Below are 15,299 nucleotides of genomic sequence, written 5' to 3'. Positions count from 1 at the left end.
TTAGGCCAACCTAACCCAGTAAGCCGCCTGCGCCCAATCGGAGTTACCGACCGGGGCTGGCGGGCAGGCGCCAGTCGACCGGCGCCGCGCCCTGCGAGGCCAGCAGCTCGTTGACCCGGCTGAAGGGGCGCGAGCCGAAGAAGCCGCGCGCTGCGGACAGCGGGCTGGGGTGCGCGGATTCGACCTTGGGCACACTGCCCAGCAGCGGCGCGAGGCCCTGGGCGTCGCGGCCCCAGAGCACAGCTACCAGCGGACGGCCGCGGGCCGCGAGGGCGCGGACCGCCAGCTCGGTCAGTTGCTCCCAGCCCTTGCGCCGGTGGCTTCCGGCCTTGCCCGCCTCCACGGTGAGCACGCGGTTCAGCAGGAGCACGCCCTGGGCCGCCCAGGCGCTCAGGTCGCCATGCGGCGCCGGCGGAATGCCGAGGTCCGACTGGAGCTCTCTGTAGATGTTGGCCAGGCTGCGGGGCAGCGGCCGCACCCTGCCGTCGACCGCGAAGGAGAGGCCGATCGGGTGGCCCGGTGTCGGGTACGGATCCTGTCCCACGATGAGCACCTTCACCGCGTCGAGCGGCTGTCCGAAGACCCGCAGGACGTTGGCCGGCGCAGGCAGGATCTCGCGTCCCTCGCGCCGCTGCTCCGCCAGTTGGTCCGCCAGTGCATGGACGGTGCCGGCCGCCGGCGCCAGCGCCTTCGCCCACTGCGGATGCATGACGTCCCTGAGTTCGGCCGGCGCGGCAAAAGGGTAAGCAGCGGTTGCCGGCCCCGCTCCGGGGCGGGCCGGAAGCGGAAACAGGGCGCCGTCGTCGTCAGTCATGCCCCTATGGTGCCGGGAACCGGCACGGAAGCGCGAACCCGCCCGGGCGTCGGCAGGATCACCGGGGCCGGTAAATGACAAGGCTGTGCTTCGGCCTTAAAATGGGCAGGACAGTTTCCCCAGCAAACCAAAGGAAGTGACGGTACCTCGTGCCCGGTCCCGCCGAAGCCAGCGCCTTCTCCCTCGACGCCGAAGTTGATGAGGCGAGCCCGCTGAGTGAACGGGACCAGAAGATGCTGGCCTTGGAACGGCAGTGGTGGAAGTACTCCGGCGCCAAGGAACAGGCGGTCCGCGAGCTGTTCGATCTCTCCGCAACGCACTACTACCAGATCCTCAACGCGCTCATCGATACCGAGGAAGCGCTGGCCCACGATCCGATGCTGGTCAAGAGATTGCGTAGACTACGTACGTCCCGGCAGCGTGCCCGCACGGCCCGCCGGCTGGGCACCAACGCCTGATCCGGATCCTCCGGACATCCACTGACAAGGACGCACTCTTCAGCGATGACCAAGTATCCCCGGGACGAGTTTGACCAAGTTCCTGAAACGTATGACCGGCAGGGTGTCCACCGTGCGCACGTGGACGTCAAGAAAAGCAGCGGGCTCGGCCTGATCATTCTGGCTTCGGTGCTGGCCCTGGCCGTGGGCGCGGTGTCCTTCTTCGTCGTCCCGCTGCTGGGGGCGGGCGGGGCCGGCCTGCCCGCCACGCAGACCGCTACCGCGGCGGAGTCGCCCGCGGCTGCAATGGAGACGGCCGAGCCGACGGCAGCGGCCGCCGCGAAGCCGACCGCAAAGCCCACGGAGGAAGCCGCCAAGGAGTCCGAGGAGGCCACCGAGGAACCGACCCACGAGCCCGCGGAAGAGCCTTCGGAGGAACCGAGCGCGGAAGCGGCAGGCGAAACGGTCAACCGGGCCGACCCACTGCTGATCTTTAATGCCGCCGGCGTCACCGGCCTTGGCGGAACCGTGTCCGAGCGCGTCAGCGCGGACGGTTGGTCCGTAGCCATGGTGGACAACTGGCAGGGCGGGGCGATGCCCAACTCGGTCATCTACTACAACCCGGGCCAGGTGGCCAATGCCGAGGCGGTCGGCCAGCTGCTGGGCATCACCGACCTGCGCGAGACGGCCCAGGGCGCAGTGTCGCTGTACGTCACCGTGGTGCTCGGTCCGGGCTTCCAGTAGCCCGTCGGCGCGTGAAACCACCGATCATTACACCTCCATAACGTTCGATGTGCCGTGCCTCACATTCCGGTCCGGGTGCCGATAGAGTAAACGCACCTGGTTGCCGGGAGCAGTGGCTGCAGGGGGAACTACTGACTATGGAGAGCAACATGGCGCTGGGAACCGTCAAATGGTTCAACGCGGAGAAGGGCTACGGCTTTATCACCGTCGATGAGAACAAATCGGACGTATTCGTGCACTGGTCGGCCATCCTGATGGACGGCTACCGATCCCTCGAGGAGGGCCAGCGCGTCGAATTTGAGATCGGGGAAGGCCAAAAGGGGCCGCAGGCCGAAGACGTGAAGGTCTCTGCCTGAATGGTTAAGTACGACGGCGGCGGGTGAGGTTTCGTGAGGACCTCGCCCGCCGCCGTCGTCGTCAAAGCGGTTAGCCCGGCCGCTGCGCCGGGAGCCGTCCTACTCCTTGAGCGGCACGCCCTTGGCGTCGCGGCGGAACATCTCGGCGCCGACGAGAATCATGATGCCTTCGATAAAGCCCCAGATGGCACCGAAGCCGAAGGTCACCAGGGTCACGGCGATCTGGGCGATGCCCAGGCCGACGTAGCCCAAGTAGAAGCGGTGGATGCCGAGGCCGCCTAGCAGGACGCCTAGGAGTCCCGCGACGAGCCGCGACTTCTGCTCGGGGTAGCCTCCGTAATACGGCTGGCCGTAGGGCTGTTGCCCGTATGGCTGCTGGCCGTAGGCGGGCTGGGTGTACGGCTGCTGGCCGTAAGGCTGCTGGTAGGGGCCGCCCGCCGGTGCCTGCGGATAGGGTTGTTGGTCCGGATCTTGGCCGTGCTGGGCCTGCCCGTAACCGGGCAAGCCGGGCTCCTGCGGTTGGGATGGTGTCCGGCCGTGTTCCTGCGGCCCGCCCAGCGGCCGGGTGGGATTGGTGCCGGCGCCGGCCAGAGGCTCAGTGGGATTCTCGTCCGGTTGGTCTTGCCTGCTCGGATTCTCCGACATTTCGACGGTCCTTCACTCGGGGTTCACTGGTGCTCCAATACCAATCTACGGGCCCGTCGGATGCCAAGCCATCGGGGGCCACCCTGATCCTGGGGTCGGGGTTCCGGCGAAGATTTTCCGCGTCCAGCGAAGACCGGGCTTCCGGCGCCGTGACGGCTTGCACTCGACCGGGCTGAGTGCTAATTATGGAGTTGGCACTCTCGCAGGCCGACTGCTAACGCGGCCGGTTCGGCGGGAGAGAGTGAAATTCCTAAGCCACTGTGGTGAGGGTTCCGGTGCGGTGTGAAGAGATCGCCGTCGCCGGAGTCCGTCCGTCGCGGGCACCGCTGTGGTCAGCAACCGGGTAATTCCGGTTGCGCCCGCTGTCTACTGTCCAGAAGGGACGATGCCGCCATGGCAAAGATCATTAGCTTCGATGAAGAGGCCCGCCGCGGCCTCGAGCGGGGTCTTAACATCCTCGCTGACGCTGTTAAGGTGACCCTCGGCCCGCGTGGCCGCAACGTGGTCCTCGAGAAGAAGTGGGGCGCTCCCACGATCACCAACGATGGCGTTTCCATCGCCAAGGAGATCGAACTCGACGATCCGTACGAGAAGATCGGCGCAGAGCTGGTCAAGGAAGTTGCCAAGAAGACCGACGACGTCGCAGGCGACGGCACCACCACGGCAACCGTGCTGGCCCAGGCCCTGGTCAAGGAAGGCCTGCGCAACGTTGCCGCCGGCGCCGATCCGCTGAGCCTCAAGCGCGGCATCGAGAAGGCCGTTGACGCCGTTACCGCCGAGCTGCTGGCTTCCGCCAAGGAAATCGAGACCAAGGAGCAGATCGCCGCTACCGCATCGATCTCTGCGGGCGACCCGCAGATCGGCGAGCTGATCTCCGAGGCACTCGACAAGGTGGGCAAGGAAGGCGTCATCACCGTCGAGGAGTCCAACACCTTCGGCCTCGAGCTCGAGCTCACCGAGGGCATGCGCTTCGACAAGGGCTACATCTCCGGCTACTTCGTCACCGACGCAGAGCGCCAGGAGACGGTCCTGGAGGATCCCTACATCCTGATCGTCAACTCCAAGATCTCCAACGTCAAGGATCTGGTTGCCGTCCTGGAGAAGGTCATGCAGTCCGGCAAGCCGCTGCTGATCATCGCCGAAGACATCGAGGGCGAAGCCCTGGCCACCCTGGTGGTCAACAAGATCCGCGGCACCTTCAAGTCCGTCGCCGTCAAGGCTCCGGGCTTCGGCGACCGCCGCAAGGCCCAGCTGGCCGACATCGCCATCCTGACCGGTGGCCAGGTCATCGCCGAAGAGGTCGGCCTGAAGCTGGAGAACGCTACCCTCGACCTGCTGGGCCAGGCCCGCAAGGTTGTTGTCACCAAGGACGAGACCACCATCGTCGAAGGTGCAGGCGACGCCGAGGAGATCGCCGGCCGCGTGGCCCAGATCCGCGCCGAGATCGAGAACTCCGACTCCGACTACGACCGCGAGAAGCTGCAGGAGCGCCTGGCCAAGCTGGCCGGCGGCGTTGCAGTCATCAAGGCCGGTGCCGCAACCGAGGTCGAGCTCAAGGAGCGCAAGCACCGCATCGAGGACGCTGTCCGCAACGCGAAGGCTGCCGTTGAGGAAGGCATCGTCGCCGGTGGCGGCGTGGCCCTGATCCAGGCCGGCGCCAAGGCGTTTGCCAACCTGCAGCTCGAAGGCGACGAGGCCACCGGTGCCAACATCGTCAAGGTTGCCATCGATGCTCCGCTGAAGCAGATCGCCTTCAACGCCGGCATGGAGCCGGGCGTTGTGGTCGACAAGGTCCGCGGCCTGGAGCCCGGCCACGGCCTGAACGCTGCAACCGGCGTCTACGAGGACCTGCTGGCTGCCGGCGTGAACGACCCGGTCAAGGTCACCCGTTCTGCCCTGCAGAACGCGGCGTCCATCGCCGGCCTGTTCCTCACCACCGAGGCCGTTGTCGCCGACAAGCCCGAGAAGAACGCTCCGGCCATGCCGGGCGGCGACGACATGGGCGGCATGGGCGGTATGGGCGGCTTCTAGCCTCACCTGCCTGTCCTGCTGACAGCGCGCCAAATCTGCGAGGTGCGGTTCCCGTAACGGGGGCCGCACCTTGCGGCGTTAAGGGCGGTGAATTCGTTCAGCGCGAGCTCTACCAGGACCTCCACCGTAATCCGGAACTCAGCCTGGCCGAACACCGAACCGCGCAGCTGGTCCAGGCCAGGCTCGCCGGCTTCGGCTACGACGTCCAGCGCATAGGAGGCACCGGCGTCGTCGGCATCCTCGCCAACGGGGACGGCCCCGCGGTACTGGCCCGTGCGGTCATCAATTTCTGGCTCTTCGCGCAGACGCTGCTGAACGTCATCCCAAGCGTCCAGGGCGAACTCGGCGCCACCCGCCCCCTGGGCCACCCGGCCCGCCCGGACGCTCCTGCACGCCGTCGATCGGCAGCTAGCGAAGATCCCCGGCAGGCGCTGCTACCAGCTCGGCGGCAAGGTTGGCCCGTGCCCGCTCCAGCCACAGCCTGCGGCCGGCGGCCGTGCGGTAGAGCGGATCCAGTGCCAGCAGCCGGCGTACGACGGCGGCGCGCCCGGCCGCGAAGTCAGCGTCGGCAATGTGCGCGTACTCTTTGCGGACGTTGTGCAGGTACCGGCGGTAGCCGTCCGGCTCCTGTCCCAGGACGGACAGGTCGGCGTCGCAGAGCAGGGCGCCGGCAGCATCCTGCAGCTCGGGCGAATGGCCCGCGGTCAGCAGCACCAGCCGGACCACCTCGTCCACCTCGGCCGCCGGAATGCCGGCGGAGGGCAGCAGCCGGGCGGCAAGATCCGCCGAATCCTGTTCGTCCCGGCCGGCCACGCCGTTGTAGACCGCGTCGTGGAACCACGCGGCCAGCGTGACGGCGCGGGGAAGAGGGCCCGGGTTTTCGCCCGCCTCCCTCAGCAGGTCGAGGCTGTCGAGCACGGCCAGCAGGTGCACCCGGTCGTGGTAGTGCCGGTGCTCTTCGCCCCAACGGCGGATGAGTTCGCGGCCCAGCCCGGGATGATCCGGCATGACGCCGGCCCAGCGCGAGGCGAGTGCCGTGCCCAGCTTCCCGGAACGGCGCCGGGCGGGCACGCGCAGCCCACTCCCGATCAGCCGGCGCACGAGTTCCGCCCCGGATACCTCCTGCGCACCGAGGACCACGAGTTCCGCATACCGCTCCAGCGGCACGTCGTAATGGTCGAGATCGAAGGCCCGCGGCGGCACGTCGGCAGCCGCGGCGAAGGCATGAAGTTCCTCCAGCGAGTCGTCGGAGACCAGATGCGAGAAGCGGGTTCCGTGTGCCGGCCAGCGGGGTGGATCGATCAGGATTGCCATCCTGCAAGCCTAGATCCAATACCGCCTGCGGTGATCTGAAAAGATAGGGACATGACCATTACTGCTGCCGCCGACGGCTCGGCCCTCGGCAATCCCGGGCCCGCGGGCTGGGCCTGGTTCATCGACGAGAACTCCTGGGCAGCAGGAGGCTGGCCGCACGGAACCAACAACCAGGGCGAGCTCATGGCCGTGCTGGACCTGTTCAAGGCGACCGAGCATATCCCGCAGGAACCCCTGCGCATCCTGTGCGACAGCCAGTACGTCATCAACTGCATCACCAAATGGATGCCGGGATGGAAGCGCAAGGGCTGGCGCAAGGCGGACGGCAAGCCGGTCCTCAACGTGGACCTGCTGCAGCAGATCGACGCCGCGATCAAGGGCCGCAGCTACGAGTTCGAGTGGGTCAAGGGCCATGCCGGGCACGACCTGAACGAGGCCGCCGATGTGCGGGCCCGTGCGGTGGCCACCGCCTTCCAGAACGGTTCCGTCATCCCGCACGGGCCCGGATTTGCCGGCGCCCTGCCCAGCCATGCCGAAACCACCTCGGCCGTCGCGGAATCGGCGGTGCCGGCCAATGAGCCGCAGCTCCCTTCATCCGAGCCGGACCTGTTCTCCGCCCTCGAGGACTACGACGAGGCCGGGCAGGGTTCGGCCGAGGACGTGGTGCTCCGGCTCGAGAAGGAATTGCTGGATCCAGGGACCCGTGCGGACTTCGGCCGGCTCGGCGTGCTGTTGCATCCGGACTTCGCGGAGATCGGGCAGTCGGGCCGGATGTGGACCAGGGATGCCATGATCAGCTCGCTCCAGGAGGATCCCGAGACCGACGCGTCCTTGGAGCTCTTCGCCGCTGAACGGTTGGGCGAAGACAGCATCCTGCTGACGTACCGCACCAGCACGCGGACCGGATCCGCCCTGCGCAGTTCGCTCTGGCTCCGGGACGGGGAGCAGTGGCGGCTGCGGTTCCACCAGGGGACTCCGGAACGGAACTAGCATCGCAGGCCGCCGGCGGCCGGCCGCGGCGGACGCGACGCCTCGCCGAGGGCGGCGCGGGGGAATCCGGCGGCCCGGATGCCGGCCCCGACTTAGCCCATGAACATACGGGCGTTGGCCTCCTCCGCCTGCGCGTACTGCTGGGAGGCCTGGGCCAAGGCGGCATTGATGCTGGCCAAGGATTCCTCCACCTTCAGCTGCGTAGCCCGCCATTCGCTGACGAGCTGCTGGAAGTTCGCGGAGGCGGAGCCGGTCCAGAGCGACTCAAGTTCGCGCAGGCCGGCCTGCATGGTGTTGACCTCGGACTGGAGCCGGCCGATGGTGCCCTGCACGGCCATGCTCTTGGCGTTGAGGGCTTCGCTGTCTACGTGGAATACCGCCATGATCGAATCCTTCGAAGTTGAGGCTTGATGACACTTCGAGGCTAGGCGCGTCCCCGCCCCCGGACGAGGGCGGACTGCAGGTTGTGGATAACCTGAGGCGTCAGTCGATCTCGTAATTGCTATTCGGGACCTCGGGGAGCGGCTCGTACGGGATGCGGATCGACATGGTGGCGCCGCCGCCCTCCGTTTCGCTCAGCCGCACCGTGCCATCGTGCTGGGCCACGAGGGCGGCAACGATGGCCAGGCCCAACCCGGTCCCGCCCGTCTCGCGGTAGCGGGAGGTGTCCGCACGATAGAAGCGCTCGAAGACCCGGGCGGCGTCGTCGTCGGAAATTCCGGGGCCGTGGTCCCGCACCTCGATCACCGAGTCCTTGCGGTCCGCGATCACCGGCTCCACGCCGACGGCGATCTCGATCGGGGAACCGCCCGGCGTGTAGCGCAGGGCGTTGGTGACCAGGTTCGCCATCACCTGCCGCAGCCGGCCTTCGTCGCCCACAACGGGGGCGGGGCGCGGGGCGGCCCCGTCGAGCCCGATCACGCTGATCTCGCGGTCGGGGGCGCTCGCGCGGGCATCCATCGCGGCATCGTTGCCCAGCAGCAGGAGGTCCAGCGGCTTCGACTCCAGCGGACGCTGCTCGTCCACGCGGGCCAGGGTCAGCAGGTCCTCCACCAGTTGCCCCATGCGCTGGGCCTCGGCCTCGATCCGGCCCATCGCGGCCTTGACGTCTTCCTCCGTCTGGAGGGCCCCGTGGCGGTAAAGCTCTGAGAAGCCCCGGATGGTTACCAGGGGCGTGCGCAGCTCGTGGGATGCGTCGGCGACGAACCGCCGCATGCCCGTCTCCGAGGCGGCCTTGGCGGCGAACGCGGTTTCGATGTGGGCAAGCATCGCGTTCAGGGAACTCGAGAGCCGTCCGATTTCCGTGGCCGGGTTGTCCACCTCCACGCGGCGGGAAAGGTCCCCGGCGGCGATAGCGGCGGCCGTTTTCTCCACCCTGGCCAAGGGCCGGAAGGCGCGCGTGACGGCAAGCCACGCGATCGCCGAAGCCGACACGGTGGCAAAGAGTCCCAGCAGCAGGCTCAGCGCCGTGGCGGAGTCTACGGTGTCGTTGATTTCCTTGTAGGACCGGGCGATCACGACGGTACCGCCCTCGTTGGGCAGCACGTAGGCAAACGCACGCCATCCCGGGCTTCCCGCGGCGGTGCCTTTGAGATCGAAGATTGCGGATTTGCCGAGCCGGAGCACCTCCGGCAGGGTCAGTTCCGGCACTGCCGGTGCATCGCCGTCGACACGCGGCGTCTTCCTGATGCTTGTTCCGTCGGGAAGCAGGAGCGCGCCGTAGTAGCCGCTCAGCCGTAGGTTTGCGTCATCGCGGGACAGCAGTACTCCGCCCATTACCTCCGCGTTGTTGATGAGGTTGAGGTCCAGCCGCCCGACCAGGTCGTTGCGGATGAACGCGATGGTGAAGGCCGAAAGCACCGCGATCGTGGTGGCGACGAGCACGCTGATAATCGCCACCAGTTGCGTCCGCAACGAGACACGGTTCCACCGCTCCAGCAAGGTCAGCGCTTTTCCGACGTGCGGAGCAGATACCCCACTCCGCGCTTGGTCTGGATGAGAGCCGGGGCGTCCGGATTGATATCGATCTTCCGGCGCAGGTAGGAGATATAGGACTCCACAATGGACGCATCGCCGTTGAAGTCGTACTCCCAGACATGATCGAGGATCTGGGCCTTGGAGAGCACCCGGTTTGGGTTGAGCATCAGGTAGCGCAGCAGCTTGAACTCGGTCGGAGAGAGGTCGATGACCTGGCCGCCGCGGCGGACCTCATGCGCGTCGTCGTCGAGCTCCAGATCCTCCACCTGGATGACCGCGTCGTCTTCCAGCAGCGGCTGGGTGCGCCGCAGCACGGCCCGGATGCGGGCCACGACCTCGTCGAGGCTGAAGGGCTTGGTGACGTAGTCATCACCGCCGACAGTCAGGCCGGTGACCTTGTCCTCGGTGTCGTCCCGGGCGGTCAGGAAGACGACGGGGAAGTGCCGGCCCGCGGCCCGCAGCCGCCGGGTGACCGTGAATCCGTCCATGTCCGGCAGCATGACGTCCAGCACCGCGAGGTCCGGGTTGTGCTGCTCGGCCGCGGCGAGGGCGTCGCGCCCGTTCGCGGCAGCAACGACATCGAACCCGGCGAACCGCAAGGAGGTCGAAAGCAGCTCGCGGATGTTGGGTTCGTCGTCGACAACGAGCAGGCGTGCTTCAGGTCCGTTCTTCTTCACATTTCCCAGTATGCTCACAGTTTCTGGGAGTTGTCTGCACGTCGGGTGGGAGCGGGCCCAGAGCCACCTTGGCGCAACGCGGACGACGGCGGTCCCTGCGGCCGCCCGCAGCCGGGCGTGCGGGCGGCCGGGCCTACTCCGCGGGGTTCGGGATGTCCTGGGCGTCCATGATCGTGTAGGCATAGCCTTGTTCGGCCAGGAAGCGCTGGCGTTTGGCGGCGTAGTCCTGGTCCAGGGTGTCACGGGCGACCACGGTGTAGAAGCGGGCGGCGCGGCCGTCCGACTTGGGCCGCAGCAGCCGGCCCAGCCGCTGGGCCTCCTCTTGGCGGGAGCCGAAGGAACCGGAAACCTGGATCGCCACCGAGGCCTCCGGAAGATCGATGGAGAAGTTTGCCACCTTGGAGACCACGAGCGTATGGATGCTGCCGGCGCGGAATTCATCGAAGAGCCGCTGCCGTTCCTTGACCGAGGTTTCGCCCTTGATCACGGGGGCATCGAGGCGCTCGGCGAGGTCGTCCAGCTGGTCGATGTACTGGCCGATCACGAGGAGCTGCTCCCCGCGGTGGCGGGCGGCGAGCCGCTCCACGACGTCTGACTTGGTGTCGGACGCCGCGCACAGGCGGTACTTGTCGCCGTCGTCGGCCATGGCGTAGGCCACCCGCTCATCGCGGGGCAGGTCCACGCGCACTTCCACGCAGTCCGCCGGGGCGATGTAGCCCTGCGCCTCGATGTCCTTCCACGGGGCGTCGTAGCGCTTCGGTCCGATCAGCGAGAAGACCTCGCCTTCGCGGCCGTCCTCGCGGACCAGCGTGGCCGTCAGGCCGAGCCGCCGCCTCGCCTGCAGGTCCGCCGTCATGCGGAAGATCGGGGCGGGCAGCAGATGCACCTCGTCATAGATGATCAGGCCCCAGTCGTGGCCGTCCACCAGTTCCAGATGCGGGTAGATCCCGCCGCGGCGCATCGTCAGGACCTGGTACGTCGCGATGGTGACCGGCCGGACCTCCTTGACGGCGCCGGAATATTCGCCGATCTCTTCCTCGGTCAGCGTGGTGCGGCGCAGCAGCTCGTCCTTCCACTGCCGCGCGGAGACGGTGTTGGTGACCAGGATCAGCGTGGTGGTGCTGCTGGTGGCCATGGCCGCGGCGCCCACGAGCGTCTTGCCCGCGCCGCAGGGCAGGACGACCACGCCGGACCCGCCGGACCAGAAGTTCTCCGCGGCGACCTGCTGGTAGGGCCGCAGCTGCCAGCCGCCGCTGTCCTTGCCTGCGCCAGGCGTCTCGGTCAGCCGGATCGGGTGCGGCGTACCGTCCACGTAGCCGGCCAGGTCCTCGGCGGGCCAGCCGAGCTTCAGCAGCAGCTGCTTGAGCTGGCCGCGCCCGGAGGAGTGCACCACCGTGGTCTCGGCGTCGATCCGCGGGCCAAGCAGGGGCTTGATCTTCTTGGCATGCATGACCTCCTCGAGCACGGGGTAGTCGTTGGTCCGCAGCACCAGCCCGTGCTGCGGATCCTTCTCCAGCCGCAACCGGCCGTAGCGGGACATGGTCTCTTCGATGTCGACCAGCAGGGCGTGCGGCACCGGGAATCGCGAGTAGTTCAGCAGCGTATCCAGCACCTGCTCGGCGTCCACGCCTGCCGCCCTCGCGTTCCACAGGCCCAGCGGCGTGATCCGGTACGAATGCACGTGCTCGGGGGCCCGCTCCAGTTCCGCGAACGCGGCGATGGCGTGGCGGGCCTCGGTGGCCTGCTCGTGGTCAACTTCCAGCAGGATGGTCTTGTCGCTTTGGACGATCAGCGGCCCGTCAGCCATCCGTTTGCTCCTTTTCGGTGCCGGTGTCCTCCACCAGCTCGATGTCCATGACGCGGTGGATCGGCACCACCCGCTCGTTGCCGCGGTCCGGGTCCGCCACGCGGAGCCGGCCGCCGCCGACCGACAGCGGCTGCAGGATCTCCCGGCGGTGGTTGCCGTGCGGGTCCACGATACCCATCCGCACGCGCTTCTTCAGCCGGATGGCGCGGCGCAGCGTCTCCAGCGCCAGCAGCGGCTCGGCTTCGCCGGCCCTGCCGGCCCCGTCGGCTGCGCTCCCGTGCAGCAGCTCGAGCTGGGCCTGCAGGTCCTCCTCCGTGAGCTGCCACGGGTTGGTGGTGACCGCGGACGACGGCGGGGAGGCGCCTTCCGTCCGTGCGCTGCGTTCGGTGTTTCCGGGCGGGGTCCCCTCCGGGCTGCCAAGCGCCGGCACCCCGTCCCGGTCCGGCGCGGGGGAGTAGCCAAGGCTGCGGAGCGAAGCCAGCAGATCTGCGGCACTCGCCGAGGCGGCGACGACGGTCGGGGCGAGGCGGCGCAGTCCGAGGCCGGCGGCGCGGGGATCCGCCAGCAGGTCGTCGAGGAGCTCGGGGTCCTCGCCGCGGAGATAGGAACCGGCCGATCCGACCCGGATGGCGCCATGCCGCCCCGCAGTGTCCTCGACCAGGTAGCGCAGGGGCTGCGGCACGCCGGTGGCCGAGTGCCGCTCCAGGAAACCAAGGATTCCGGGCGCGTCCCGGCCGGCGTCGAGGGCCCGCCGGATGGAGTCTGCGGAGAACCGGTGAATGGCGGCCGGGCCCTGGCCTTCGGCGCTGGAGAGCTCCTGCAGCTGCCGCGCGACGGCGGGTTCGAGGTAGCCCGGGGCGACGGCGGTCAGGTCCCCCTGCAGCATGAAGTGGGCCAGCGGGGCAGGCAGCGCATCGGCCAGCAGCTCGGCCGCAGCGGCCGGATCGTCGAGCAGCAGGGCGCCGAAGGCGGTCAGCGCGCCCGAGCCGATCAGTCCCAGGCGCGCCGCTTCGTCCAGCATGCCCGGAACCAGCCGGTCGAACTTCCGCTGCTGCCGCGGCGCCTGCCAACCAAGGTACGCGATGACCTGGCCGGAGGAAGGGGCGGGGACGGTTCCGGCCTGGCCCCGTGCTGTCGGTTGGGTGAGTTCCGTCAGGGCAGCCAGCAGCCGGCGGCGCACCGACGGTGCATCCGGACGAGCGGCCTCGGCGGCCAGCACGTTGATCTGCGCGCCTCGCACCGGGGCAGGTCCGGCCGTGGCCGCCTTTTCCGTGCCCCGCCGCGGCAGGGAGGTGGCGGAGCCGACCGTCGGGGTGCCCGCGAGGGAGGGGGCGCGGCCGAGTTCGAGCCAGGCGGTGGCCAGCAGCTGCCACTGCCGGTGTCGGTCCAGTGCCGCGTAGGCTTCGGCGCCGTGCGGGATCCAGCGGGAGGTATCGACATCCAGCACCAGCAGGCCCGCGGCCGCGGCGAGTTCCAGCAGCCAGCCGGTCCCCCGGGTGCCGGCCTGTAGCTCCTCCGCCAGCCGCCGCACTTCCCGGACGCCGACGCCGCCGGCGCGCAGGGTGGCTATCGGCGACCGGGCCGCCGCGCCGAGCAGGTCCGACATCAGGCGCAGCGTCTCCGCCACCGCGGAGAAGGCCGCGTTGTCCCGGATAGCGGGCCGAACGGTCCCGGACGCGTCAGCACCGGATGAGCGAACAACGGATGAGCCGTCACCGGATGCGCCGGGCCCGGGGGCCAGCGGGGGACGGACATGCCACGGAGCGGCGACCGCACCCCCGCGGAGCAGGAGTCCGACGGCCCGCGGCAATTCCACGTGCGTGTTGTCGAGCGGAACCAGCAGGCCGTGCGCCAGCAGCCAGGGCACCGGCTGGCGGAGCGGCTCCGCCGCATCTATGGGACGCAGCGCGTCGGGCACGGCACCCACGGGCGATGAACGGAACCGCTCCAGCAGGTCCGCCGTCTTCGGGGGAGCGTCGGCCAGCAGCGCGGGCCACACATCCGGCAGCTGCAGCCAGCCCTCGAGCGCGGCGGCCGCGGCAGCCCCGTCCCCGGTCGGACCGGCCAAGCGGTGGCCGGCGGCGCGCAGCGCGGTGGCGGCGGCGGCGAGCCTGCTGCCGGTGGACGCATTCAGCGAAGCCAGGGCGCGGTGGCTGCGACCCAGCGCCGCCGGGTAGGGGCCGAGCACGTCCACGAGGCTTGCCAGCGGAAGATAGGCGCAGTGCCTGCCCCCGCCGTCGTTATTCTCCGCACTCTCCGTGGCCGGCGGCTCTCCGTCCGCGCGCACCAGCAGGCCCAGGTCGTGGAGTCGCCGGAGGTAAGGAACCGGCTGATCCGGGGCCAGCCCCTCGGGTGCGGCCAGCAACGGGGCCAGGCCGGCGGCGTCGGCGGCGGTGCCGGTATCGACGTCGGTGGCCAGGACCAGCGCTTCCAGCAGTTCCAGCTCGGGCCGGTTGAGCTTCTCCAGCGCGCGCTGCAGGCTGACGCGGGTGCAGGCGCGGGCGGCCAGGGCCGGGAAATCCGGAACGGGAGGGAGGCAAAGATCCGGCCGGGCAACGAACAGCTCCCGCAGCTGGTCGTTGCTGCGGGCCGCCAGATCGTGGGCCAGCGCCCGGATGGAGGACACCGTCTTAACGGTACCCGCAGCAGGCTCCGGGGGCCGCCGGTGCGTCAGAGGCTGCGGCGGCGGCGGATGTTGCGGATGACCATGGCGCCCATCAGCAGGAAGGCGACGGGGAAGCCGACCCAGGCGATGCCCACGAAGCCGGGCCAGGTTTCGGCGCCGAAGAGTGCTGCGATCAGGATGACAGCGAGGCTCACAATGCCGGCGGCGGAGATTACGGCGGCCAGCAGGATTACCGTGACGAGCAGCTTGCTGGCCTCGGAACTGCCGCCGGGCGGGGGAACGGGAGCGTGGCCGGACATGCCCATAACGCTAACAGCGGACAAGATGCCGGCAAAGTCGCAGAAGGGGCAGCCGGACAGGCTAATCTAGATACGGACTTCCCGTCTGCGACGGAGCCGGTGCAATAGCGCGCCGGCGGCCGGAACCCAGGCGGAGCAGCAAGGCAGCACCGGGCGAGAAGCCGGTGCATCAAACCGTAGAACGAGGTAGCTCAAGTGCCAATCGGCAAGGTGAAGTGGTTCGACACTGAGAAGGGATTCGGCTTCCTGGCCACGGACGAAGGCCAGGAAGTTTTCCTGCATGCCTCGGCCCTGCCCGCAGGGGTGAAAGAGGTCAAGGCCGGAACCCGGATGGAGTTCGGGATCGCCGAGGGCCGGCGCGGCGCGCAGGCGCTGTCCGTGCGGATCATTGACGCCAAACCGTCGGTTGCCAAGGCCACGCGGAAGCCGGCCGAGGACATGGCGGTCATTACCGAGGACCTGATCAAACTGCTCGATGCCATTTCCAACGGGCTGCGCAAGGGCCGGTACCCGGAGAAGGCGCATGCCGCCAAGGTCGCCGCGGTGCTGCGCCGTGTCGCCGACGACCTGGACGCGTAGTCT

General features: G+C 68.9%; 16 protein-coding genes. 6 read left to right on the top strand and 10 right to left on the bottom strand.

Annotation, left to right across the window (positions count from 1 at the left end):
- Positions 1-43: 43 nt before the first annotated feature.
- Positions 44-814 carry a uracil-DNA glycosylase gene (locus tag OC550_RS12805; protein ID WP_262106144.1) on the bottom strand — a complete coding sequence of 257 codons (771 nt, stop codon included), beginning with the start codon at positions 812-814 and terminating at the stop codon, positions 44-46.
- Positions 815-963: 149 nt separating this feature from the next.
- On the opposite strand from OC550_RS12805, the gene OC550_RS12800 reads away from it, so the two are divergent.
- The 3 genes from OC550_RS12800 (at position 964) to OC550_RS12790 (ending at position 2,351) form a co-directional block, all read left to right on the top strand.
- The gene (locus OC550_RS12800) at positions 964-1,272 is read left to right on the top strand and encodes a DUF3263 domain-containing protein (protein WP_262106143.1); all 309 of its coding nucleotides are present in this window, start codon (positions 964-966) and stop codon (positions 1,270-1,272) included.
- A 45-nt stretch (positions 1,273-1,317) separates the two neighbouring features.
- Positions 1,318-1,995, top strand: a complete 678-nt coding sequence (locus tag OC550_RS12795) for a LytR C-terminal domain-containing protein (protein WP_262106142.1) — start codon at positions 1,318-1,320, stop codon at positions 1,993-1,995.
- 149 nt (positions 1,996-2,144) lie between these two features.
- A complete protein-coding gene (locus tag OC550_RS12790) occupies positions 2,145-2,351 on the top strand; it encodes a cold-shock protein (RefSeq protein ID WP_262106141.1) in 207 nt (68 codons plus the stop codon).
- Between the two features lie 99 nt (positions 2,352-2,450).
- Here the strand turns inward: OC550_RS12790 and OC550_RS12785 are convergent, their stop codons facing one another.
- A complete protein-coding gene (locus OC550_RS12785; protein ID WP_262106140.1) occupies positions 2,451-2,996 on the bottom strand; it encodes a TM2 domain-containing protein in 546 nt (181 codons plus the stop codon).
- 393 nt (positions 2,997-3,389) lie between these two features.
- Between OC550_RS12785 and groL the strand changes: the two genes are divergently transcribed.
- Positions 3,390-5,027: a chaperonin GroEL gene (groL, locus tag OC550_RS12780; RefSeq protein WP_262106139.1), complete on the top strand. Its 1,638-nt coding sequence runs from the start codon at positions 3,390-3,392 to the stop codon at positions 5,025-5,027.
- Between the two features lie 2 nt (positions 5,028-5,029).
- Here the strand turns inward: groL and OC550_RS22310 are convergent, their stop codons facing one another.
- Both OC550_RS22310 and OC550_RS12770 read right to left on the bottom strand, forming a co-directional pair.
- Complete coding sequence (locus OC550_RS22310) at positions 5,030-5,395, bottom strand: hypothetical protein (protein ID WP_306556924.1); 366 nt, start codon at positions 5,393-5,395, stop codon at positions 5,030-5,032.
- Positions 5,396-5,435: 40 nt separating this feature from the next.
- Positions 5,436-6,341, bottom strand: a complete 906-nt coding sequence (locus OC550_RS12770) for a DUF4031 domain-containing protein (RefSeq protein WP_262106138.1) — start codon at positions 6,339-6,341, stop codon at positions 5,436-5,438.
- Positions 6,342-6,392: 51 nt separating this feature from the next.
- On the opposite strand from OC550_RS12770, the gene OC550_RS12765 reads away from it, so the two are divergent.
- Positions 6,393-7,331, top strand: coding sequence for a ribonuclease HI family protein (locus tag OC550_RS12765; protein ID WP_262106137.1), 939 nt, complete (start codon positions 6,393-6,395; stop codon positions 7,329-7,331).
- Positions 7,332-7,423: 92 nt separating this feature from the next.
- On the opposite strand, the gene OC550_RS12760 is transcribed toward OC550_RS12765, so the two are convergent.
- The 6 genes from OC550_RS12760 to OC550_RS12735 form a co-directional block, all read right to left on the bottom strand.
- Positions 7,424-7,714 (bottom strand): WXG100 family type VII secretion target, encoded by a 291-nt coding sequence (locus OC550_RS12760; RefSeq protein WP_262106136.1) that lies wholly within the window; start codon positions 7,712-7,714, stop codon positions 7,424-7,426.
- Between the two features lie 100 nt (positions 7,715-7,814).
- The gene (locus OC550_RS12755) at positions 7,815-9,245 is read right to left on the bottom strand and encodes a cell wall metabolism sensor histidine kinase WalK (protein WP_262106135.1); all 1,431 of its coding nucleotides are present in this window, start codon (positions 9,243-9,245) and stop codon (positions 7,815-7,817) included.
- Positions 9,246-9,274: 29 nt separating this feature from the next.
- Positions 9,275-9,985, bottom strand: a complete 711-nt coding sequence (locus OC550_RS12750) for a response regulator transcription factor (RefSeq protein WP_262106134.1) — start codon at positions 9,983-9,985, stop codon at positions 9,275-9,277.
- A 133-nt stretch (positions 9,986-10,118) separates the two neighbouring features.
- The gene (locus OC550_RS12745; protein ID WP_262106133.1) at positions 10,119-11,792 is read right to left on the bottom strand and encodes a DNA repair helicase XPB; all 1,674 of its coding nucleotides are present in this window, start codon (positions 11,790-11,792) and stop codon (positions 10,119-10,121) included.
- Entirely contained in the window at positions 11,785-14,418 is a 2,634-nt protein-coding gene (locus OC550_RS12740) for a helicase-associated domain-containing protein (protein WP_262106132.1), read from the bottom strand. The genes OC550_RS12745 and OC550_RS12740 overlap by 8 nt, the downstream gene beginning before the upstream one ends.
- Positions 14,419-14,462: 44 nt before the next feature.
- Positions 14,463-14,717, bottom strand: a complete 255-nt coding sequence (locus OC550_RS12735) for a hypothetical protein (RefSeq protein WP_262106131.1) — start codon at positions 14,715-14,717, stop codon at positions 14,463-14,465.
- 195 nt (positions 14,718-14,912) lie between these two features.
- Here OC550_RS12735 and OC550_RS12730 point away from each other — a divergent pair, with 195 nt between their 5' ends.
- A complete protein-coding gene (locus OC550_RS12730; protein ID WP_262106130.1) occupies positions 14,913-15,296 on the top strand; it encodes a cold-shock protein in 384 nt (127 codons plus the stop codon).
- Positions 15,297-15,299 lie beyond the last annotated feature (3 nt).

Origin of the sequence: Arthrobacter sp. Marseille-P9274 (assembly GCF_946892675.1) — a bacterium.
Classification (GTDB): domain Bacteria; phylum Actinomycetota; class Actinomycetes; order Actinomycetales; family Micrococcaceae; genus Crystallibacter.
The sequence above is the reverse complement of the archived record's forward strand: the minus strand, read 5'-3'. Positions and strand labels throughout refer to the sequence as shown.

Bases quoted from the DNA above. Each gene is read 5' to 3' on its own strand.
- OC550_RS12805 (WP_262106144.1), bottom strand. From the start codon at position 814: ATGACTGACGACGACGGCGCCCTGTTTCCGCTTCCGGCCCGCCCCGGA.
- OC550_RS12795 (WP_262106142.1), top strand. From the start codon at position 1,318: ATGACCAAGTATCCCCGGGACGAGTTTGACCAAGTTCCTGAAACGTAT.
- OC550_RS12790 (WP_262106141.1), top strand. From the start codon at position 2,145: ATGGCGCTGGGAACCGTCAAATGGTTCAACGCGGAGAAGGGCTACGGC.
- OC550_RS12785 (WP_262106140.1), bottom strand. From the start codon at position 2,996: ATGTCGGAGAATCCGAGCAGGCAAGACCAACCGGACGAGAATCCCACT.
- groL (WP_262106139.1), top strand. From the start codon at position 3,390: ATGGCAAAGATCATTAGCTTCGATGAAGAGGCCCGCCGCGGCCTCGAG.
- OC550_RS12770 (WP_262106138.1), bottom strand. From the start codon at position 6,341: ATGGCAATCCTGATCGATCCACCCCGCTGGCCGGCACACGGAACCCGC.
- OC550_RS12765 (WP_262106137.1), top strand. From the start codon at position 6,393: ATGACCATTACTGCTGCCGCCGACGGCTCGGCCCTCGGCAATCCCGGG.
- OC550_RS12760 (WP_262106136.1), bottom strand. From the start codon at position 7,714: ATGGCGGTATTCCACGTAGACAGCGAAGCCCTCAACGCCAAGAGCATG.
- OC550_RS12745 (WP_262106133.1), bottom strand. From the start codon at position 11,792: ATGGCTGACGGGCCGCTGATCGTCCAAAGCGACAAGACCATCCTGCTG.
- OC550_RS12735 (WP_262106131.1), bottom strand. From the start codon at position 14,717: ATGTCCGGCCACGCTCCCGTTCCCCCGCCCGGCGGCAGTTCCGAGGCC.